We start from the raw sequence: 20,884 nt of genomic DNA on the forward strand, positions 1-20,884 counted from the left end.
GGCCGGCGCCGTGCGCCGTCCGTGCGCCGGGCCGTGCGCCGGGTCCGCGCACCCACCCGTCGGGTGTCCGGATCAGACTGATGCACGACGCAAGAGCCGAAGACCTCTCCTGAAGCCGCTGTTTCTGCCACGATGCCGATTGGGCGGGGCATCGAAAGCGCGCCGCCGGATCGTCACACCTCTGATCAGTGGGAGAGTCACGGTGTACTTCGCCGCACTGCTCGCGCGCACCGAAGACGGGTGGGAAGCGAGCGACACAGAGCTCGACGACGTGGAGACCCTGTCGGATCTGATCGATCTGGCCCGCGAGGCCTCGGTCGACGACGACACGGTGATCGTCTTCATCGAACAGGAGGACGCCTGGTTCGGGGTCCTGCGGATCGAGGGTGAGGACGACCCTCGCATCTACGTGTCGGACGGGGCGGCCGCCGCCCGCTCCTCGTACGGGGAGATCCTCACCAAGGAGATCCTCGGGGACGACCTGGACGACGCCGACACCCTGGACGACCTGAACCTCGACGGTACGGAGGACGGCGAGCCTCTGGACCGCGACGACGACGAGGAGGACGAGGCGGGTGTGTCCGTCGACGCGGTGCCCGCCGCACCGGTCGGCGACCGGCTGATCCTCGCGGACCTCGGCATGTCCGAGAGCCAGCTGCAGGAGCTCGACAGCGACGCGCTCGCCGAGATCGCGGACGCACTGGGCGCCGCGGAGGTTCTGGAGACCGTTCGCTAGTGACCGAAGCAGTACCCGATCCCGTACCCGTACCCGTACCCGACCCCGTACCCGTACCCGATCCCGAAGCGGCACCCGATCCCGAAGCAGCACCCGATCCCGTACGGGATCCCTGGCGGGAGTCCATGCGGCTCGCCCTCGCCGAGGCCGACCGGGCCGCGCTGGCCGGCGACGTACCGGTCGGCGCGGTCGTGCTGTCCCCGGACGGCACGGTCCTCGCCCTCGGACACAACGAGCGCGAGGCGACCGGTGACCCGACCGCCCACGCCGAGGTCCTGGCCCTGCGCCGGGCCGCGGCGAAGACCGGCGAGTGGCGGCTGACCGGCTGCACGCTCGTCGTGACCCTGGAGCCCTGTGTGATGTGCGCCGGCGCGCTCGTGCAGTCCAGGGTGGACCGGCTGGTGTTCGGCGCGCTGGACGAGAAGGCGGGCGCGGCCGGTTCGCTCTGGGATCTCGTACGGGACCGGCGGCTGAACCACCGTCCCGAAGTGATCCACGGCGTCCTCGGCGACGAGTGCGCGGCGCAGCTGACGGCCTTCTTCCGGACCCGCTGAACCCGCCTCCGACCTGCGCGGCGATACGGATTTCATCGCAGGGGCCTCTTTGGGCTAAGCTCTCTCTCGGTAGCGTGTCCGAGCGGCCGAAGGAGCTCGCCTCGAAAGCGAGTGTGGCGCAAGTCACCGAGGGTTCAAATCCCTCCGCTACCGCTTCGATCGAAGGGCCCGGTGCATCGCACCGGGCCCTTCGGCGTATCCGGGACCCGTGCGCGGGGGCCCTTGTACGCGAAAGGCCCCGGACGCGCCGGGGGCGCGGCCGGGGCCTTCTCGCTGGACGGGGGGAGCGGCATCGGGGGGACAAGCCGCTCCCCCCGATGAGAACCGGTCCTGCAAGTCCTCGCCGCTGTCAGGGGGAAGCTCGCGGCGTGGACCCCGCAGTGAGGGCCGGTTCCTCGACCCCTGCGGATTCCTGCCAGATCCGCCGGGCTCGACATCCATACTGCTCTGCCGTCACCCTTCCGGGGGGCGGCAAAGGACCCCGGTCACCGGGCCCTTGGTCCATAAAGGTCCGATGAAGCGGCCGAGACGGCTCCGTTAGACTCACGCGTCCACGCAGGGGTGCAGACAGGGGAGGGCGCGGCAGATGGCGCAAGCGAAGAAGGTCGCGCTCTACGCGCTCGTGGTCTTTGTGCTGTACACGATCATCAATTCCCCGGACAGGGCCGCCGATCTCGTCCAGGTAGGGTTCGAGGGCATATCGTCCGCCGCACAGGGCGTCGGCGAGTTCATGACCGAGCTCGTCAACTAGAACCACCGACGAGGAGTCCTGCTGTGATCCGCCATCTGGTCCTGTTCAAGCTCAACGACGGCATCGCGAAGGACGACCCGCGTGCCCTCGCCGCGGCCGAGGCGTTCGACGGTCTGGAGAAGGAGATCCCGGAGCTCGGCTTCTGGGAGTGCGGCTGGAACGTCTCCGAGCGGCCCATCGCGTACGACTTCGCCATCAACTCGGCGGTCGAGGACACCGATGCGCTCCAGCGCTACCTGGACCACCCCGCCCACCAGGCCGGTGTCGCCCTGTGGCGCGAGATCGCCACGTGGGTGATCGCGGACTACGCGTTCTAGACACGTTCGGCTCTTTTCCGGAAGGCCCCTCGCCGTCACGGCGGGGGGCCTTCCGGCCGCTGGCGTCCGCCCGACGCCGTCAACACGTTGTTATGCGGTGCTTGCACACAGTGGACATGTCTTGTGATGCTATGACCGCTTTTGACGGATGAGTTGACCGTAGTTGACCAGCAAAAGGGGTGGCGTGAACGTGCCGGCCAGTACAGCGCCTCAGGTCCCGCCCCAGAACGAGGCTGGCGACCCGGACACCCCGCGCCCCCGACCGCAGAGCAACCGGCCGCAGGGCAACCGCCCCCAGGGCAGCCGTCCCCAGAGCACCCGGGGCGCCGACACCCGCGCGCTCACCCAGGTGCTCTTCGGGCAGCTCAAGGGGCTTGAGCCGGGCAGCCCGGAACACGACCGCGTCCGCGGGGCGCTGATCGAGGCCAACCTTCCGCTGGTGCGGTACGCGGCGGCCCGCTTCCGCTCCCGCAACGAGCCCATGGAGGACGTCGTCCAGGTCGGAACCATCGGCCTGATCAACGCCATCGACCGCTTCGACCCCGACCGCGGCGTGCAGTTCCCGACCTTCGCGATGCCCACCGTCGTCGGCGAGATCAAGCGGTACTTCCGCGACAACGTCCGCACCGTGCACGTGCCGCGCCGGCTCCACGAGCTCTGGGTCCAGGTCAACGGCGCCACCGAGGACCTCACCACGGCCCACGGCCGCTCCCCCACCACCGCCGAGATCGCCGCGCGTCTGAAGATCGGCGAGGACGAGGTACTGGCCTGCATCGAGGCCGGACGTTCGTACCACGCCACCTCCCTGGAGGCGGCGCAGGAGGGTGACGGGCTGCCCGGACTGCTCGACCGGCTCGGCTACGAGGACCCGGCGCTCGCCGGGGTCGAACACCGCGATCTCGTACGCCATCTGCTCGTCCAGCTGCCCGAGCGCGAGCAGCGGATCCTGATGCTCCGCTACTACAGCAATCTGACGCAGTCCCAGATCAGCCAGGAACTCGGCGTCTCGCAGATGCATGTGTCAAGGCTCCTCGCCCGGAGCTTCGCCCGATTGAGATCCGCAAACAGGATCGAGGCGTAACCGAAACGGGTAGACCGGTTCGGAGCAGTTCCGCGCAGGCCCAAATGCCTTACACCCCTTGTTTCCTGCGGATATTCACCCACGCCATGTCGACAAGTCACTACAGCGTGTTGCCGACATGTGACATTCTGCTGGAACCGCGTTTGCCGCAGCCCCGCCTCCGGTATTCAGGTGGAGGCTGCGTTCCTCCGATGGTCGTGGCCGCCGCGACCGTCCGCGACCTCAAGGGGGTGGCATGTCCGCAGAACAGGGCAGCTCGAAGGTGCTCACGCTCACGCCCGCGCAGACGCCGGTACCGATGCCGGTCCAGCCGACGGCCGAGAGTGCCGAGCCCGCCGCGCCGCTTGTTGTCACGCCGGAAGCCATCGACACCCGCACGCTCTCCCGCTCCCTCTTCCTCCGGCTGCGCGCCCTGGACGACTCCGGAGCCGCAGCGGAGAGCCCGGAGCGGACGTACGTCCGCGACACCCTCATCGAGCTCAACCTGCCGCTCGTGCGGTACGCGGCGGCCCGGTTCCGCTCCCGCAACGAACCGATGGAGGACATCGTCCAGGTCGGCACGATCGGCCTGATCAAGGCCATCGACCGCTTCGACTGCGAACGGGGCGTGGAGTTCCCCACGTTCGCGATGCCCACGGTCGTCGGCGAGATCAAGCGCTTCTTCCGCGACACCTCGTGGTCGGTGCGCGTGCCGCGCCGGCTCCAGGAGCTGCGGCTCGCCCTGACGAAGGCCAGCGACGAACTGGCCCAGAAGCTCGACCGCTCGCCGACCGTCCCCGAACTCGCCGCCGTACTCGGGGTGTCGGAGGAGGACGTCGTCGACGGCCTCGCGGTGGGCAACGCGTACACCGCCTCCTCGCTCGACTCCCCCTCCCCGGAGGACGACGGCGGCGAGGGCTCGCTCGCGGACCGGCTCGGGTACGAGGACACGGCGCTGGAGGGCGTCGAGTACCGCGAGTCGCTGAAGCCGCTGCTCGCCAAACTCCCGCCCCGGGAGCGGCAGATCATCATGCTGCGCTTCTTCGCCAACATGACGCAGTCGCAGATCGGGGAAGAGGTCGGCATCTCGCAGATGCACGTCTCGCGCCTCCTGACCCGCACCCTGGCCCAGCTCCGCCAGGGTCTCATCGCCGACTGAAGTTCGCGTTTCCGGTTCACAACTGACATGGCGTCAGCAACACTGACGCCATGCGGCGACAGAAGTCACTTCTGACGGTGGTCGCGCTCTGCCTGGGCGGAGCGCTGACCGCGTGCGGCGGAGGCGAGGACGAGGGCTACGCGGCGGTCGGCGCGGGCTCCACCCCGAGGGACGCGGTGCGCCCGTCGGGATCGGTCACGCTGATCCCCCTGGACTCCCCGCCACCATCGGCGAGCGGTACCACCTCGAGCACGTCGTCCCCCTCACCCCGCCCACCGGGCGCGGCCCCCGGCCCGACCCCGGCACCGTCCACCGGCGGCACGGATACGGCTCCGGGCACCGACGCGGGTACGGACACGACACCCGGGACCTCACACCCCGGCACGACACCCGCCCGCCCCGGCACGACCCCGCCCCCCACCGCGACCGCACCGCCCCCGGGCACGACGACCTCCCCACCACCCCCGGCAACACCGGCCACCCCCGCCACGCTCACCCTCTCCGCCCCGGTCCTCGCGGACGGCGACAAGCGGTGGTGCGAACGCGTGACGGTCACCTTCCGCAACACGGGCGGCACGGCGGCCACTTCAGGCACGGTCACCTTCGCCACGCACATCATCGGCGCGCTGGGCGTCGACTGGGCGACGATCGAATCGGCCCAGCCCCTCCCCGCCCCCATCGCGGCGGGGGCGGCGAAGACGGCGACGTACACGGTCTGCGTGGACTCCTGGCGGGTCCCGCTCGGCATGCGCGTCGACACCCAGAAGGTCACGGCGACATGGAAGTGACCGGGGGATCGTCCGGGGCGTGACGCTCACCACGGTGCCGGCGCAGCAGCACGTTGGCATCGGTCTCGGCGCTCCAGTCGAACCGGGCACGCGCCGCCGTCCGCCGCGCGGCGAGCTCCGCGCAGTCCACGCAGCCCGGCACGGGCACGGGCGGCCGGCTCAGCTCGTACTCCGCCTCCGCCCGCTCGTTCGCGGCCCGCACGCCCGCGCTGAGCCGTTCGGCGGCCGTCGCGGGCCGCACCCGCGCCGGATCCGCCTGCCACTCGCGCCCGCCCCCGACGGGTCGCAGCATGGCGTACGGCCCCGCCTCGCCCCGGTACTCGCCCACCTTGCGGGCGGCGGGATCGTAGACGAACCCCCCGCACTCCAACTGCCCTGCCATTCCACAGCTCCTCACCCGATCAGGCGACTACTCTCAGTACCTGAAGCGTTGCTCAATGGAGGGGGCGGCCACAACGCTCGCCGCGTGCCAAGGGCCCACTGTCACAAGGGGGGATGGAGTGAGCCGACGTAACGCCACGGGGGGTACGGCCGCGACGACGGCCGGGGTCTTCGGCGAGGTCCTGCGGCACTACCGGGAGGCGGCGGATCTGACACAGGAGGGCCTGGCACGCCAGATCCCGTGCGACCGCTCGCACGTGGCCCGGGTGGAGGCGGGCACGCGGGTCCCGCAGGACGCGTTCGCGAAGACGTGCGACGAGCTGCTGGAGACGGGCGGGGTGTTGCTTCGGCTGTGGGGGCGGATCGACTGGTATCCGGAGGTCCAGCACCCGGACTGGTTCGAGCGGCGGGCGGACATGGACGCCAAGGCCGTGATCCTTCGGGAGTACCAGGTGCACGTCGTGCCGGGTCTGCTCCAGACCCCGGAGTACGCCCACGCCCTGTTCTCCCGGGCAACGAGCGGCGTGGAACTGGAGGAGCGGGTCCGTGCCAGGTTGAGCCGCCAGCAACGCTTCCTGTTGGCGGACGGACCGTTGTACTCAGTCGTACTGGACGAGAGCTGCCTCCGGACCGTCATCGGCGGCGCGGCCGTCATGCGCGCGCAATGCGCTCACCTGCTCCAGGTGGGCGAACTCCCCAACGTCTTCATACAGATCGCACCGGCTCGCGATGCCGGTCTGCACCGCCCGAACACGTCACTGTCGCTGATCAAGCTGCCTGACGGGCACGAATGGGTCTACTCGGAGTCGCTCGACAGCGGCCACTTCAGCGACGATCCGTCCGTCTTGCTCCGGCACACCCAGACCTATGATGGGCTTCGGGCAGATGCTCTGTCGGCCCGCGAATCCACCGCCCTGTTAGGCGACTTGATCGAAGGGTACGGACAGCATGGAGATGCACGATCTGACTCCCGCGGCGTGGATCAAGAGCAGCTACAGCGGAGACAACGGCGGCAACTGCCTCGAAGTCGCCCCCGGATTCCCCGGCCTCGTCCCCGTGCGTGACAGCAAGGCTCCCGAAGGACCCGCCCTCGTCTTCGACCGCCGGGCGTGGGACTCGTTCGTGCGGTCCCTGTGAGCGGGATGCTGCCCAAGGGCACCAAGGTGCTCTCCATCGGGCTGCACCCCCGCTCGCTCGACTACCGGAAGATGCCCGAGGGCGTCACCCAGGAGGCGCTCACCGCGCGCATCCAGGCTGCGAACTCCGCGCTGCGGGAGTCCGGGTTCGACGTCGTCACGTGTCTGGTCGATCCCGACCCCGACACCGCAGAGGCGGCCGTTGCGCAGGAGCTCGGCGCTGGGTCGTTCGGGCTCGCGATGATCGGCGGGGGTGTGCGGATGGTTCCCGAGCACACCCTCGTGTTCGAGCGGCTCGTGAGCGTCCTCACCGAGGCCGCACCCGGCATCCGGCTGTGCTTCAACTCCTCGCCCGAGACGACCCTCGACGCCTTGCGGCGCTGGATCGAGCCGTAGTCGTACACGCTCACGCTCGGGCTCAGGCCAGGAACAGCGCGGCGACCGCCGGGGCCGCGTACATCATCGGCCAGACCACGTGTGCGTACGAGCGGGCGCGGATCACGGTGATGAGGGCTCCGGTGAAGTACAGGGCCACTCCGACGCCGGCCGCGAGGCCGATCGCCGGGATCCACAGGCCGACGACGAGGCCCACCGCGCCGGCCGCCTTGGCGAGGCCGAGCCAGGTCCACCAGGACCGGGGGACGCCGTACTCGGTCAGCGGCTGGGTCACCCACGGGGCCTTGATGAAGACCGAGAGCGCCGAGAAGCCGACCATGAACGCGGCGACGGCGGTGACGACGATGTAGGTGGTGGACATCTCAGGCTCCTCGGCTCGGGGGCGGCGAGCGCTTCTCGCTCGTACACCCCCCTGACGGAGCGCGCCGCCCCTGTGTGACAGGTACGGGCGGAGAAATAGGGTCGCGTTCATGGATGCCAGTGCGGAGCACGCGATGATCGCGGTCCCGGCGGGACCCGTCACGCTCTCGGACCGCCGGACACAACGCAGTTGGACGGTCGAGGTCGCGCCCTGTCTGATCGCCACGTACCCCGTCACCCGCGCCCTGTACGCCCGGGTCACCGGGGAGCGCTCCGGCGCCGCCGAGGGCGGGGAGCTGCCCGTCGAGGGCGTGTCGTGGTGGGACGCGGTCCGGTTCTGCAACGCCCTGTCCGAGCGCGAGGGGCTCACGCCCGCCTACCTGCTCCCGCCGGACGGCGTCGGCGACGTCGAGCGGGACACCTCGGCCGACGGCTACCGCCTTCCGACCGAGGCGGAGTGGGAGCACGCCTGCCGGGCCGGAACGGCCGGCCCCCGGTACGGGCCCCTCGACGAGATCGCCTGGCATCGCGGCAACTCGGAGGAGCGGACCCACGAGGTGGGCGGAAAACGGCCCAACCCGTGGGGCTTCCACGACATGCTCGGCAACGTCTGGGAGTGGTGCTGGGACGTCTACGACGCCGAGGTCTACGGCAGTTACCGCGTACTGCGCGGCGGCGGGTGGTTCGACGAGCACTGGAGCTGCCGGGCCTCGGTGAGGCGCCGCAGCCACCCCACCTTCCGTGTCGACGACGTCGGGTTCCGCCTCGCGCGGTCCGCCGGGCACTGACCGGAGCGCCGGGGGCACGGCCTTCCTGGACGACCCTCCGGCGGGCTCACCCGGGTGAGTGGATCACACCGTCCAAGCAGCTCAGCGGTGCCGAGCCGTCGGCCCCACCGCGGCGGGCATGGCCGGAGTCTGTGGACCGTCACGCAGGACGGCCCGATCCGAGAGGTCTCCATGTCCACATTCACTGGTCTGCGAAGAACCCTGGGGCGCGGCGGACTCGCGGTCGCCGCGAGTCTGGCGCTGGTGCTCGCCCTTCCCGGAGCGGCGCTGGCCGCCCCGGGAGACTTGGATCCCGGCTTCGGGGGCGACGGGACGGTGCTCACCGCCGCCGGCGGGGAGGAGGTGGGCAACGACGTGGTGGTGCAGGCCGACGGCAAGATCGTCGTCGTGGGCACCGACGCGCCGGACTCGTTCGGGAACTACGCGCTGGTCCGCTATCTCACGGATGGCAGCCTGGACTCCACCTTCGGCGACGGTGGAAGGGTGTCCACCGACATCGGTGGTTTCACCCAGGTCGCCGAGGCGGCCGCGGTGCAGGACGACGGCAAGATCGTGGTGGTCGGGAGCGCCGCGACCGACTTCGAGACGTGCTGCACGTTCACGGTGGCCCGCTACACCGCCGCCGGCAGCCTGGACACGACGTTCGGCGACGGCGGCGTCGCGTACCTCACCGCGTTCGGCCAGCCCGCCGGTGCGCAGGACGTGGCGGTGCGTCCCGACGGCAGGATCGTGGCCGCCGGTTACGCGGGCGGCCGATTCGCGGCTGCCCGTCTCCTCGCGGACGGCAGCCCGGACACCAGTTTCGGCGGTGACGGAACGGTGGCCACGGACCCGGACCCGAGCCCGGAGGCGGGCGGATCGGGCCGCTCCCTCGCGTTGCAGACCGACGGCAAGATCGTCGTCGGCGGCGAGGTGGGCACCACCCGCTTCGACTTCATGCTCATGCGGTACAACACCGACGGCAGCCTGGACACGAGCTTCAGCGGCAACGGCATGGTGCGTACCGATTTCGGCGCGTACGAGAGCGCCGAGGAGGTGGCGGTACAGGCCGACGGCAAGATCGTCGCCATGGGGAACACCGACGCGGACGCGGCGGTGGTCCGGTATCTCGCCGACGGCACCCTGGACACGAGCTTCAGCGGTGACGGCAGGGTGACCACCGCCGGCGGAGCGGCCAGGGACGGGGTGGTGCAGTCCGACGGCAGAATCCTGGTCGCGGGCAGGGGCGGCGCCACCGGCGGCGACTTCGGGCTGATCCGCTACAACCCCGACGGCGCTCTGGACCCCGGCTTCGGGACCGGCGGCCGGGTGACGACCTCGTTCGGCGGCGCCGACATCGCCCGCGCGGTCGCGCTGCAGGCCGATGGCAAGATCGTCGCGGCGGGCGACGGCGGGCCGAACAGCGACTTCGCGGTCGCGCGCTACGAAGGCGGCGGTGGCGCCCCCACGCCGCCCAGCGTGGACCTCTCGGTGACGAAGACCGGGCCCGGCACGATCAGCATCGGTGACCAGGCCACGTACACGGTCCGGGTGACCAACAACAGCGCGACGGCGACCGCCACTGCGGTCTCGGTCTCCGACACGCTCACCGGCGGCTCCGGGACCCTGCTGTCGGCCTCGCCCAGCCAGGGCGGGCCGTGCACCGTCAACCCCACCACGATGACGTGCCCGCTGGGCAACCTGGCCCCCGGCGCCTCGGCCACCGTCACGGTGGTCGCGGAGCCGCGCGCCACCGGCACCCTGACGGACTGGGTGGCGACGGCGGCGGTCGAGACCGACCCCGTGCCCGGCAACAACAACGCCAACGCCGCCACCACGGTGAACAACGCCCGCGGCTGCACGATCATCGGCACCAGCAGCTACGAGACGCTCAACGGCACCTTCGGCAACGACGTCATCTGCGCGCTCAGCGGCAGCGACACCGTCAACGCCGGCGGCGGCAACGACACCGTGTACGCCGGACCCGGCAACGACCTGGTCAACGGAGGCAACGGCGCGGACCGCCTCATCGGCCAGAGCGGCAACGACCGCCTCAACGGCGACGCCGGCAACGACAACCTCGACACCCGCGACGGCGTCACCGGCAACGACGCCGCCTACGGCGGCACCGGCTTCGACTCCTGCTCCACCGACACCGGCGACACCCGCAACAGCTGCCCGTAGCAGGGCGAACCGGCCGAACCCGCCGGGCCATCGACCGTCACCGGAGCCCGAGGAGGCTCCGGTGACGGTTCATGTCGGGCCCGGCCAGGGCCGGCTTTCGGCGCCGGCCGAGGACCGGGCCATGGCGCCGGTCCACGGCTCCGGCCCGAGGCCGGGATGCGGCGCTCAGCCCAGGGCCAGCCAAGCCACCGCGGCCAGGACGACGATCGCGGCGACCACGCCGACGATGAGGCCCACACGGGGGCCGGAGGACTGGGGAGCCGCAGCCGCCTGGCGGCCGCCGCCCTGCGGGGCGCCCTCGTCGACGAAGGCGCGGAACATCTGGGTGCTGCCGGCGGGGTCGTAGTTGCCCTCGGGGCCGGGGCCCTGACCGTACGGAGCTTGGGGGTTGTGTGCCATGAGCCAGGACCCTAGCGAACCCCCGCTTCCTGTCCCAAGCCCCGGCAGGGTCCGGGCACCGCTCCGGCACCGGTCCAGCACTGATCCCCCGCACCCTCACCCGTACCCCTCCCCTGGCTCCACCTCCCGTCCCCCTCCCCTTTGCCGATTCTTTAGCGCCGTTTGACCGATTTAGTTTGCCTGGAGCAACCATCCATCTCTATGGTTGCCCTAAGCAACAAGATGCATCGGGTCATGGGGTCACAGTGGACAAGCCGAACCGGTACGAGAACCTCGCCCGACAGGTCAGCGCCATCGGCGCGGTCAAGCGCGGGATGGCCCGTTCGCTGCCCGCCGACTGCCCCAGCGGATCGGCCATCGTCCTCGCCCTGCTCAAGCACGACGGGGACATGAGGATGAGCCGGATCTCGGAGCGGATGGCGGTCGACATGTCGGTCAGCAGCCGCCACGTCTCCCACGCCGTCGACCGCGGCTGGGTCGAGCGGCTGCCGGACCCCGCCGACAGGCGCTCCCGCATCCTGCACCTCACCGACGAGGGCAGGGAGAAGCTCGACGAGCTCGACCGCCGGCTGACCGCGATGCTCACCCGCAACCTGGCGGACTGGTCCGACGACGACGTCGAACTGCTCACCCACCTGCTCGCCCGCCTCCGCGACTCCTTCGGGGACTGCCGGGCCCACCACGCGTAACAGCAAAGGACGTTCATGGCCACGACCACACCCGCCCCGCCAACGCAGGCGGGCGGCCACACCTCCGACGGTGCGCCCATGTCGCACCGGCAGATCATGGAGGCGCTCTCCGGGCTGCTGCTCGGCATGTTCGTCGCCATTCTGTCGTCGACGATCGTCTCCAACGCCCTCCCGCAGATCATCACCGACCTGGGCGGCGGCCAGTCCGCCTACACCTGGGTCGTCACGGCCGCGCTTCTGTCGATGACCGCGACCACCCCGCTCTGGGGCAAGCTCGCGGACCTCTTCTCCAAGAAGCTGCTCGTCCAGATAGCCCTGATCATCTACGTCGCCGGCTCGGTCGTCGCCGGCCTCTCCCAGAACACCGGCATGCTCATCGCCTGCCGTGTCGTCCAGGGCATCGGCGTCGGCGGTCTGACCGCCCTCTCCCAGATCATCCTGGCCGCGATGATCGCCCCGCGTGAGCGCGGCCGGTACAGCGGCTACCTCGGCGCCACCTTCGCCGTCGCCACCGTCGGCGGCCCGCTGCTCGGCGGAGTCATCACCGACACCGACTGGCTCGGCTGGCGCTGGTGCTTCTACGTCGGCGTGCCCTTCGCGCTGATCGCGCTCCTCGTCCTGCAGAAGACGCTGAAGCTCCCGGTCGTGAAGCGAAAGGTCAAGGTCGACTGGACCGGTGCCTTCGTCATCAGCGCCGCCGTCTCCCTCCTCCTGATCTGGGTGACCTTCGCGGGCGACAAGTACGACTGGATGTCCTGGCAGACGGCCGCGATGGTCGGCGGCTCCGTGGTCCTCGGCGCGCTCTTCGTCCTCGTCGAGTCCCGGGCGAGCGAGCCGATCATCCCGCTGCGCCTCTTCCGCAACCGCACCATCACCCTGGCCTCGGTCGCCTCGCTCTTCGTGGGCGTCGCGATGTTCGCCGGCACGGTCTTCTTCAGCCAGTACTTCCAGCTGGCCCGCAACGAGTCGCCGACGATGTCCGGCGTCCTCACCATCCCGATGATCGCCGGTCTGTTCGTCTCCTCGACCGTCTCCGGCATGGTCATCACCAAGACCGGCAGGTGGAAGGCCTGGCTGGTCAGCGGCGGTGCCCTGACGACCGGCGGACTCGGCCTGCTCGGCACGATCCGCTACGACACGGAGTACTGGCACATCGCGCTCTTCATGGGCGTCATGGGTCTCGGCCTCGGCATGATGATGCAGAACCTGGTGCTGTGCACGCAGAACCAGGTCGCCCCGGCCGACCTCGGCTCGGCCTCCTCCGTCGTCACCTTCTTCCGCTCGCTCGGCGGCGCGATCGGCGTCTCGGCGCTCGGCGCGGTGCTGGCCCACCGGGTCACGAACTACGTCCAGGACGGCATGGCCGCGCTCGGCCCGAAGGCCGCGGGCATGAGCGGCGGCGGTACGGGCGGCGGCATCCCGGACATGGACAAGCTGCCGGCCCCGATCCGTACCGTCATGGAGGACGCGTACGGCCACGGTGTGGGTGACGTCTTCCTCTACTCGGCCCCCTTCGCGCTGCTCGCCTTCCTGGTGACGCTGTTCATCAAGGAGGTCGCCCTGAAGAGCGGTTCGGCCCCTCAGGCCGACGCGACCCCGGTGACGACCGAGAAGCCGGCGGCCGACGCGGTGGCCGCCCTCTCCACCGGCCTGACCGTCAGCGGCACCGTCCGTACGGCCGAGGGCACGGACCTGGCCGGTGCGACGCTCACGCTGATCTCGCTCGGCGGGCAGCAACTCGGCCGCGCGGTCGTCGGCGGTGAGGGCCGGTACGCCCTCGACGCGCCGGCAGCCGGTTCGTACGTCCTCATCGCCTCCGCCGACGGCTTCCAGCCGCAGGCCTCCACGGTCGTCGTGAACGACGGTCCGCTCGCCCACGACGTGCTCCTGACCGGGACCAGCGGGCTCACCGGTGCGGTGACCTCCGCCGAGGGCGGCACGCCCGTGGACGGGGCGATGGTCGTGATCACGGACGTACGGGGCGAGGTGCTGGCCACCGGCAAGTCCGGCGCGGACGGCGGCTTCGTCTTCGGCGAGCTGGTGCCGGGCGCGGTCACGGTCGCGGTCACGGCCGCCGGACACCGTCCGCAGGCGCTGCCCGTCGAGATCGGCGGCCAGGGCGTGACCCGGCTCGACGTGGCCCTCGTGGCCGGAGCGGTCGTCCACGGGACGGTCCGCGCGGGCCTCGACCACCGGCCGCTGGCCGACGCGCGGGTGACCCTGGTCGACGCCGCGGGGAACGTGAAGGCCTCGGCGACGACGGACACGGAGGGCGCGTACGCCTTCGCCGACCTGGACACCGGCGAGTACACGCTCATCGCGACCGGCTACCCGCCGGTGGCGGGACGGCTGACCGTGACCGGCGCCGGGATCGACGGCCACGACATCGAACTCGCCCACCCGGGCGAGTGACCGACTCCCGGCCGCGCTCCGAGCGGAGGCGCGGCCGGGTCCGGGGCGGCAGGCAGGGGACGGCCTGCCGCCCCGTTGTTCTTCCGAGTGAGGGTTGAGGGTACGGATGGGACTGCACGCACAGGTACGGACCCGCGACGGGTGGCCGGTCGAGCACGCGGTGGTGACCGTGACGGACGGTTCGGGCGGACAGGTCCTGCGGGCGGCGGCCGACGGCGACGGGGTCGCACGGGCGGAGGGCGTGCTGGCGCCGGGCCCGTACACGGTGGTGGTGACCGCGCTCGGCTACGCGCCGGACGCGCGCACGGCGTTGGTCGGCGGGACCGGGCGGGCGGACGTCGGGACGGTCGTCCTCGCCCGCGCGGGCGGCACGGAACTGCCGCCGCCGGGCACCTGGACCGTGGACGCGGCGCACTCCTCGGTCGGCGCGGTGGCCCAGCACCTGGGGATCTCCAGCGTGCACGGCCGGTTCACCGAGTTCACCGGCCGGATCGAGATCGCGCCGGACGTCCTGGCCTCGCGTGTGGAGGCGGTCATCGGGGCCGGGTCCGTCGACACCGGCAACGGCCTGCGGGACAAGCACCTGCGGTCCGCGGACTTCCTGGACGTGGACCGCTTCCCGGAACTCACGTACCGCAGCACGGCCCCCCTGCGGGCGGCGGGCCCGGACCGGTGGACCGTGGACGGCGAGCTGACCCTGCGGGGCGTCACACGGCACGTCCCGCTGGATCTCACCTACCTGGGGACGGGTGCGGATCCGTGGGGCGGAGTGCGTGCGGCGTTCCGCGCCGAGGCCGAACTGCGGCGCGAGGACTTCGCGATCAACTACAACCAGGTGGTGTCGGCCGGCATCGCGGCGATCGGCGCGACGCTGAGGGTGACCCTGGACATCCAGGCGGTACGGGAGGACTGAGGCTCCCCACGACGTCAAGGGCCTCTCCGGCCAGGAGAGGTCGCCGGCCTCGCGAGCGCCGTCAGGAGGGGTCGCCCGCCTCGCGAGCGACCATGACCTCGATGCCGGCGACCAGCACTTCCAGGGCGTAGTCGAAGTCGCGGTCCCAGATGTCGCTGACGCTGCCGTGCGAGGCCCGTTCGTCGAGGATCTCCGCCATCGGTTCGAGCGCCTCGACGAACTGCGGATCGTCGCGGAAGGCCTTGATCGACTCACCGTAGAAGTCGTCCTGCGACATGCCCGCCTCGGTCGCCCGGCGCTCGAACTGCGCCTCGATCGTCCCGTAGCCGTACACGAACTGGAAGACCGCCGACATCGCGCTCGGCTGCCGGCGCAGCGGCAGGCCGGTGTCCCTGACCGCGTCCTGGATCTTCGTGCCCACGGCGATCGCGTGCGGGCCGATGTTCAGGTACTGGCCCGCGCACGGCGACATCCACGGGTGGCGCACCAGCATCCGCCGGTAGTCCAGGGCGAGCACCCGGACCCGGTCCTGCCACCCCCCGGCGGCGTCGACCGCGTCGAGGTCGATCTCCCCGTACACGGAGTCGACGGCGTACTCGATGATGTCGTCCTTGGTGTCCACGTACCAGTAGAGCGACATCGCCGTGACGCCGAGCTCGGTCGCCAGCTTGCGCATCGAGAGGCCGGCCAGGCCGTCCTCGTCCAGCATCCGGATCGAGGTCGCCACGATCCGGTCGCGGTCGAGGCCGGCCGGGCCGCCTCCGCTGCGCGGGGTCCGCTGTTCGAGCCACACGCTGGAACGCGCCGGGTTCCTGGCCCGGTCGGCGGCCTTGACCATCGCGTTCCTCCGTGAGCTCACCTGTCAGCGGTCCGTCACCATGCTATGCAGCCGCCTGCCGCTTCTCGGACCGCTCCGCCCTCCGCAGCAGCGCCGCCGCGACCAGGCCGCCGACGAAGACGGCGACCGCGCCGACCAGCTGGCTGGTCTGGAGACCGGAGGCGAACGCGTCGGAGATCTCGGCCCGTTCGGCCTCGCTTCCGGCCGCCGCGAGGGCCGCGGGCAGCGAGGTCGCGGTGACGGCGACCAGCGCGGCGAACCGGGCGTTGAGCACGGCGCCGAGGACGGCGACGCCCAGACCGTTGCCGAACTCGGCGAGGGTGCCGTTGATTCCGGCGCCCACGCCCGCCTTCTCCGGCGGGATCGCGCTCATGATGGCGTTGGCCATGGCGGGGGACGAGACGGCGATGCCGGCGCCCATCAGGACCAGGCCGAGGAGCATGCCCCAGTAGCTGCCGTCCGTACCGCCGCCGAGGACGGCGATCGAGGTGAGGCCGCCGGAGACCAGGGTCATACCGATGAGGACCGCCACCGGGGTGCCGATCTTCATCACGAGCTTCGGGCCGAGACCGGTCAGGTTGAGACCCACGATCGTCAGCGCGAGCGGCGCCATCCGCAGACCGGCCTCCAGCGGCTCGTACCCCAGGACGAACTGCAGGTGCTGGGTGAGCAGGAAGAGCGAGCCGCCCATGCCGAAGACGACGAGGAGCGAGCCGCCGATGGCACCGATGAACTTCTGGTTGCGGAAGAAGTGCATGTCGAGCATCGGGTAGGGGATGCGCAGCTCCCACAGCGCGAAGGCGCCGAGGACGGCGGCGCCGATGGCGGCCGGGACCAGCACCTCGGCGGAGGTCCAGCCGTGCTCGGGGCCGGTGATGATCGCGTACACGACGGCGGTCATACCGATCGTGGAGAGCAGCGCGCCGAGCAGGTCGGGGCGCTCGCCCTGCGGGTTCTTCGACTCCGGTACGAGCTTGAGGACGGCGACCAGGCCGATCAGCGCCACCGGGATGTTGATGAGGAAGATCATTCCCCACCAGAAGTGGTTCAGGATGGCCCCGCCGATCAGCGGGCCGCCGGCGAAGCCGAGCGAGCTGACGGTGGACCAGAGGGCGATCGCCTTGACCCGCTCCGAGTCGTCGAAGATCTGCATGACGACGGCGAGCGTGGTGGTCATCAGGAGCGCGCCGCCGACACCCATGCCGGCCCGTGCGGCGATCAGCTGCGCGGTGGAGCCGGCGAGTCCGGCGGCGAGCGAGCCGAGGCCGAAGAGGGCGAGGCCGACGGCAAGGAGCTTCTTGCGGCCGTAGCGGTCTGCGGCGTTGCCCGCGGTGAGCAGGAGGCCGGACTGGACGAGCGAGTACGCGTTGATCATCCACTGGATGTCGCTGGTGGACGCGTGGAGTTCGGAGGTCAGCGAGGGGATCGCGACGCTCAGGACGGTGTTGTCGAGCAGCACGGTGAGCTGGGCGAGACAGATGACGCCGAGGATCAGCCAGCGCTGCGGGTGCCCACCGGTGGTGGTGGGCGAGGAGGCGGCGGTCGTCGCCGTCATGGGTCCCCCTTGTACGGTGTACGGGAATCAGGTCTCGTACACCGTACAAGGGTCTCTCTTACGCTGTATAGCGATTACTTCTCGCGGGTCAGGTCGTAGAGGGTGGCGCCATCGACGGTGACCTGTTCGAAGGTGGCCGTGACCCATGCGGAGATCTCCGAGCTGCCGCCCGTCCCGCCGCCGGCGGCGCCGCCGCCACCCATGCCGCCTCCGCCACCGCCGATGCCGCCTCCCCCGATGAAGTAGTGGATCCTGCCCTGGGCGACGTACTGCTTGAACTGGGCCAGGGTCGGGGACGGGTCGCTGCCGTTGAAGCCGCCGATCGCCATCACCGGCTTTTCGGTGGCGAGCTGATAGCCGGCGGCGTTCTGCGCGCCGACGGCCGCCGCGACCCAGGTGTAACCGTCGGCACCGTCGAGGACGGCGGCCCTGGCCTCGGAACCGACGGTCGCGCCGTTGAGCAGGCCGCCCATACCGCCACCGCCGCCCGCGCCGCCGCGTTCCATGCCTTGCGGCGGGGCGCCGCCGGGGATCTGGCCCTGGCCGTCGGGCGCCTGCCCCTGACCCTGACCCTGGCCGCCCGGCATCCGACCGGTGGGGGCCTGGCCCTGGCCCTGGCCTTGGCCCCCGGGACCGCCGGGCATCTGGCCGCCGGGGCCCCTGCCGCCCGGCCGGCCGCCCATCGCGCCGCCCGACGGGCCCGCCGTCACGATCGAGCCCTGATGGCCGGTGCTCAGCGTCTCCAGCGTGTACGCGAACGGCCCCGCGAGCCCCGCCGCCAGACCGAGCCCCGCGATCCCGAGCCCGATCCTCCGGTCGAGCCGCCCCGCGAGCAGCAGCCCGACCGCGGCGGCCGAACCCGCGACCAGGACCGTCCAGCGCAGCCACGGCAGCCAGTCGGGCGTCCGGCCGAGCAGCACGTACGCCCAGACCGCCGTCGCCGCGACCGCCACCGCGACCGCCGCCGAGGCGAGGAACCGGCCGCGCTCCTCCCACAGGACGCTCGCGCCCATGCCGACGAGCGCCGCGACGTACGGGGCCAGGGCCACCGTGTAGTACTCGTGGAAGATGCCGGCCATGAAGCTGAACACGGCCAGCGTGATCAGCAGCGAACCGCCCCAGACCAGGAACGCGGACCGGGCCGTGTCCGTACGCGGCGCCCGCCAGGTGACGACGAGACCCGCCACCAGAAGGATCAGCGCGGCGGGCAGCAGCCAGGAGATCTGGCCGCCGACGGCGTCGTTGAACATCCGCCCGATGCCGGTCTCGCCCCAGCCGCCGCCACCACGGCCCCCACCACCACCGCCGGCACCGCCGGCACCGACGCTGCCGGTCTCATTGCCGTTGATCCGGCCGAGGCCGTTGTAGCCGAAGGTGAGCTCCAGGAAGCTGTTGTTCTGCGAACCACCGATGTACGGACGCGAGGACGTCGGCCACAGCTCGACCAGGGCCACCCACCAGCCGGCCGAGACGATCATCGCGAGCCCGCCGAGGGCCAGTTGCCCGATCCGGCGGCCGAACCCGGCCGGCGCGCACACCGCGTACACGAGCGCCAGCGGCGGCAGGATCAGGAACGCCTGGAGCGTCTTGGCGAGGAACGCGACACCGAAGGCGACACCGGCCCACACCAGCCACTTCCCGCCGCTCTTCGCGTCCTCGAGGGCCCGCAGCACGCAGTACACGGCGACCGTCATCAGCAGCGCGAGCAGCGCGTCCGGGTTGTTGAAGCGGAACATCAGCGCCGCGACCGGTGTGAGCGCGAGGACCGTGCCCGCGATCAGCCCGGCGCCCGCGCCGAAGCGGCGCCGTACCGCCGCGTAGAGCACACCGACGGTCGCCACGCCCATCAGCACCTCGGGGAGCAGGATCTGCCAGGACCCGAGTCCGAAGACCCGCACGGACAGGGCCATCGGCCAGAGGGCGGCGGGCGGCTTGTCCACGGTGATGGCGTTCGCGGAGTCGAGCGAGCCGAAGAAGAACGCCTTCCAGCTCTCGCTGCCCGCCTGGACGGCGGCGGAGTAGAAGGAGTTGGCGTAGCCGGACGCGCTCAGGTTCCAGACGTAGAGCGCGGTGGTGACGGCGAGGAGCGCGAGGAAGGCGGGGCGTACCCAGGGGGCGTCCTCGGGCCGCCCGCGCCAGACGCGGGCGAGACGGGCGCCGGGAGGAGCGGCGTGCGCGCCGTGGACCGTCGGCGGCGGTGTGTCGTACGTGATCGTGGTCATCGCGTGTTCCTTGCGAGCGAGGTGTCCGGGAAGACCCAGAGCCGGAAGAGGAGGAAGCGCACGACGGTCGCGGCGAGGTTGGCCACGATCAGGACGGCGAGTTCGGTGGAGTGGGCGGCGTCGCCGGTGGCCGCGCCGAGCGCGGCGAGCGAGCCGCTGGTCAGGGCGAGACCGATGCCGAAGACGACGAGCCCCTGCGCCTGGTGGCGTACGGCACGGTCCCGGCCGCGTACACCGAAGGTGAGGCGCCGGTTGGCCGCCGTGTTGGCGACGGCGGAGACCAGAAGGGCGGCGGCGTTGGCGAGTTGGGAGCCCATGCCGAGCCGGAAGGCCGAGTACAGCGCCACGTAGAAGAGCGTGGACAGCGCGCCCACGGCGCAGAAGCCGACGAGCTGCCGGGCCAGACCGCGGGGCACACCCGCGAGTCGCCGGTCGCGCGGATCGTCCCCGAAGGGGCGGGCGAGCCGGTCGAGCGGCAGCGAACCGGTGGCGAGTGCCCGGCCGACGCGCCAGACGCCCTTCAGGTCGTCGGTCGCGGTCCGCACGATGTGGACGGTGGAGTCGGGGTCGTCGACCCAGTCGACGGGCACCTCGTGGATGCGCAGCCCGGCCCGCTCGGCGAGGACCAGCATCTCGGTGTCGAAGAACCAGCCCGTGTCCTCGACCATCGGCAGCAGGCGCTCGGCGACGTCACCGCGTATCGCCTTGAAGCCGCACTGCGCGTCGGAGAACCGCGCGGCGAGCGAGCCGCGCAGGATCAGGTTGTACGCCCGCGAGATGAACTCCCGCCTCGGTCCGCGCACCACCCGCGAGGAGCGGGAGAGCCGGGAGCCGATCGCGAGGTCCGAGTGGCCGGAGATGAGCGGCGCGACGAGCGGGAGAAGGGCGTTGAGGTCGGTGGAGAGATCCACGTCCATGTAGGCGAGGACGGGTGCGTCCGAGTGCGACCAGACGGTGCGCAGCGCCCGGCCGCGGCCCTTCTGCTCCAGCCGTACGGACCGTACCTCGGGCAGCGTCGCCGCCAGGGCGGCCGCCACCTCGGGCGTCCGGTCGGTGGAGGCGTTGTCGGCGACCGTGATCCGGAATCCGTACGGGAAGGTGCGGGAGAGGTGGTCGTGGAGCCGCAGGACGCACGGCTCCAGGTCCTTCTCCTCGTTGTAGACGGGGATCACCACATCGAGGACGGGCCGCCCGGCCATCCCCACGGGCAGGTGGTCCCGGGCGGGGAGAGTGCCCGCGATCGTTTGGGTTCGCATGGCACAGACCC

At 71.3% G+C, this 20,884-nt stretch carries 21 protein-coding genes, 1 tRNA gene and 1 pseudogene; 16 read left to right on the forward strand and 7 right to left on the reverse strand.

Translation table 11 applies throughout. The annotated features are described in order from the left end of the window. Positions 1-202: 202 nt before the first annotated feature. The 8 genes from ACFY8U_RS14915 (at position 203) to ACFY8U_RS14950 (ending at position 5,365) form a co-directional block, all read left to right on the forward strand. On the forward strand, positions 203-736 hold the full coding sequence (locus ACFY8U_RS14915) for a hypothetical protein (protein WP_389569986.1): 534 nt from the start codon (positions 203-205) through the stop codon (positions 734-736). Then, positions 736-1,290, forward strand: coding sequence for a tRNA adenosine(34) deaminase TadA (gene tadA, locus ACFY8U_RS14920; RefSeq protein WP_389569988.1), 555 nt, complete (start codon positions 736-738; stop codon positions 1,288-1,290). Before ACFY8U_RS14915 ends, tadA begins: the two co-directional genes overlap by 1 nt. Before the next feature lie 68 nt (positions 1,291-1,358). Beyond that, a tRNA-Ser gene (locus tag ACFY8U_RS14925) sits at positions 1,359-1,443 on the forward strand. A 433-nt stretch (positions 1,444-1,876) separates the two neighbouring features. Further along, positions 1,877-2,041: a hypothetical protein gene (locus tag ACFY8U_RS14930; protein WP_175439350.1), complete on the forward strand. Its 165-nt coding sequence runs from the start codon at positions 1,877-1,879 to the stop codon at positions 2,039-2,041. A 23-nt stretch (positions 2,042-2,064) separates the two neighbouring features. Beyond that, positions 2,065-2,358 (forward strand): Dabb family protein, encoded by a 294-nt coding sequence (locus ACFY8U_RS14935; protein WP_361670435.1) that lies wholly within the window; start codon positions 2,065-2,067, stop codon positions 2,356-2,358. Between the two features lie 190 nt (positions 2,359-2,548). Next, positions 2,549-3,439: an RNA polymerase sigma factor SigF gene (locus ACFY8U_RS14940; RefSeq protein ID WP_361609359.1), complete on the forward strand. Its 891-nt coding sequence runs from the start codon at positions 2,549-2,551 to the stop codon at positions 3,437-3,439. A 235-nt stretch (positions 3,440-3,674) separates the two neighbouring features. Beyond that, on the forward strand, positions 3,675-4,577 hold the full coding sequence (locus ACFY8U_RS14945; RefSeq protein WP_361435622.1) for an RNA polymerase sigma factor SigF: 903 nt from the start codon (positions 3,675-3,677) through the stop codon (positions 4,575-4,577). A gap of 50 nt (positions 4,578-4,627) precedes the next feature. After that, entirely contained in the window at positions 4,628-5,365 is a 738-nt protein-coding gene (locus ACFY8U_RS14950; RefSeq protein ID WP_389569991.1) for a hypothetical protein, read from the forward strand. On the opposite strand, the gene ACFY8U_RS14955 is transcribed toward ACFY8U_RS14950, so the two are convergent. After that, positions 5,346-5,747 (reverse strand): hypothetical protein, encoded by a 402-nt coding sequence (locus ACFY8U_RS14955; protein WP_389569994.1) that lies wholly within the window; start codon positions 5,745-5,747, stop codon positions 5,346-5,348. The genes ACFY8U_RS14950 and ACFY8U_RS14955 overlap by 20 nt on opposite strands. Before the next feature lie 118 nt (positions 5,748-5,865). Here ACFY8U_RS14955 and ACFY8U_RS14960 point away from each other — a divergent pair, with 118 nt between their 5' ends. The 3 genes and pseudogenes from ACFY8U_RS14960 to ACFY8U_RS14970 all read left to right on the forward strand — a co-directional run bounded on the left by ACFY8U_RS14960 (position 5,866) and on the right by ACFY8U_RS14970 (position 7,278). Next, positions 5,866-6,810, forward strand: coding sequence for a Scr1 family TA system antitoxin-like transcriptional regulator (locus ACFY8U_RS14960; protein ID WP_389569996.1), 945 nt, complete (start codon positions 5,866-5,868; stop codon positions 6,808-6,810). Beyond that, a pseudogene (locus ACFY8U_RS14965) lies at positions 6,779-6,883 on the forward strand (DUF397 domain-containing protein); the annotation flags it as partial. The gene ACFY8U_RS14960 and the pseudogene ACFY8U_RS14965, both read left to right, overlap by 32 nt. Next, positions 6,856-7,278: a hypothetical protein gene (locus tag ACFY8U_RS14970; RefSeq protein ID WP_389569999.1), complete on the forward strand. Its 423-nt coding sequence runs from the start codon at positions 6,856-6,858 to the stop codon at positions 7,276-7,278. The pseudogene ACFY8U_RS14965 and the gene ACFY8U_RS14970, both read left to right, overlap by 28 nt. Before the next feature lie 22 nt (positions 7,279-7,300). Here the strand turns inward: ACFY8U_RS14970 and ACFY8U_RS14975 are convergent, their stop codons facing one another. Then, the gene (locus tag ACFY8U_RS14975) at positions 7,301-7,639 is read right to left on the reverse strand and encodes a DoxX family protein (protein ID WP_389570001.1); all 339 of its coding nucleotides are present in this window, start codon (positions 7,637-7,639) and stop codon (positions 7,301-7,303) included. A gap of 109 nt (positions 7,640-7,748) precedes the next feature. Here ACFY8U_RS14975 and ACFY8U_RS14980 point away from each other — a divergent pair, with 109 nt between their 5' ends. Together ACFY8U_RS14980 and ACFY8U_RS14985 are read left to right on the forward strand one after the other, a co-directional pair. After that, positions 7,749-8,426: a formylglycine-generating enzyme family protein gene (locus ACFY8U_RS14980; protein ID WP_389570004.1), complete on the forward strand. Its 678-nt coding sequence runs from the start codon at positions 7,749-7,751 to the stop codon at positions 8,424-8,426. 171 nt (positions 8,427-8,597) lie between these two features. Beyond that, positions 8,598-10,589 (forward strand): calcium-binding protein, encoded by a 1,992-nt coding sequence (locus ACFY8U_RS14985; protein ID WP_389570006.1) that lies wholly within the window; start codon positions 8,598-8,600, stop codon positions 10,587-10,589. A 165-nt stretch (positions 10,590-10,754) separates the two neighbouring features. On the opposite strand, the gene ACFY8U_RS14990 is transcribed toward ACFY8U_RS14985, so the two are convergent. Then, complete coding sequence (locus ACFY8U_RS14990; RefSeq protein WP_361599967.1) at positions 10,755-10,988, reverse strand: hypothetical protein; 234 nt, start codon at positions 10,986-10,988, stop codon at positions 10,755-10,757. 245 nt (positions 10,989-11,233) lie between these two features. On the opposite strand from ACFY8U_RS14990, the gene ACFY8U_RS14995 reads away from it, so the two are divergent. The 3 genes from ACFY8U_RS14995 to ACFY8U_RS15005 all read left to right on the forward strand — a co-directional run bounded on the left by ACFY8U_RS14995 (position 11,234) and on the right by ACFY8U_RS15005 (position 15,002). Further along, positions 11,234-11,677 carry a MarR family winged helix-turn-helix transcriptional regulator gene (locus ACFY8U_RS14995; protein WP_361643977.1) on the forward strand — a complete coding sequence of 148 codons (444 nt, stop codon included), beginning with the start codon at positions 11,234-11,236 and terminating at the stop codon, positions 11,675-11,677. A gap of 15 nt (positions 11,678-11,692) precedes the next feature. Beyond that, positions 11,693-14,089 carry an MFS transporter gene (locus ACFY8U_RS15000; RefSeq protein WP_389570009.1) on the forward strand — a complete coding sequence of 799 codons (2,397 nt, stop codon included), beginning with the start codon at positions 11,693-11,695 and terminating at the stop codon, positions 14,087-14,089. Positions 14,090-14,195: 106 nt separating this feature from the next. Beyond that, complete coding sequence (locus tag ACFY8U_RS15005; RefSeq protein ID WP_389570011.1) at positions 14,196-15,002, forward strand: YceI family protein; 807 nt, start codon at positions 14,196-14,198, stop codon at positions 15,000-15,002. A gap of 61 nt (positions 15,003-15,063) precedes the next feature. Here the strand turns inward: ACFY8U_RS15005 and ACFY8U_RS15010 are convergent, their stop codons facing one another. The 4 genes from ACFY8U_RS15010 to ACFY8U_RS15025 form a co-directional block, all read right to left on the reverse strand. Further along, positions 15,064-15,840 carry a TetR/AcrR family transcriptional regulator gene (locus tag ACFY8U_RS15010; protein ID WP_389570907.1) on the reverse strand — a complete coding sequence of 259 codons (777 nt, stop codon included), beginning with the start codon at positions 15,838-15,840 and terminating at the stop codon, positions 15,064-15,066. 43 nt (positions 15,841-15,883) lie between these two features. After that, the gene (locus ACFY8U_RS15015) at positions 15,884-17,395 is read right to left on the reverse strand and encodes an MFS transporter (protein WP_389570013.1); all 1,512 of its coding nucleotides are present in this window, start codon (positions 17,393-17,395) and stop codon (positions 15,884-15,886) included. Between the two features lie 74 nt (positions 17,396-17,469). Then, on the reverse strand, positions 17,470-19,617 hold the full coding sequence (locus ACFY8U_RS15020) for an ArnT family glycosyltransferase (protein WP_389570015.1): 2,148 nt from the start codon (positions 19,615-19,617) through the stop codon (positions 17,470-17,472). Further along, on the reverse strand, positions 19,614-20,873 hold the full coding sequence (locus ACFY8U_RS15025) for a glycosyltransferase (RefSeq protein WP_389570018.1): 1,260 nt from the start codon (positions 20,871-20,873) through the stop codon (positions 19,614-19,616). Before ACFY8U_RS15025 ends, ACFY8U_RS15020 begins: the two co-directional genes overlap by 4 nt. Between the last annotated feature and the right edge of the window lie 11 nt (positions 20,874-20,884).

This window comes from Streptomyces sp. NPDC012508 (assembly GCF_042902595.1).
Taxonomy (GTDB): Bacteria; Actinomycetota; Actinomycetes; order Streptomycetales; family Streptomycetaceae; genus Streptomyces.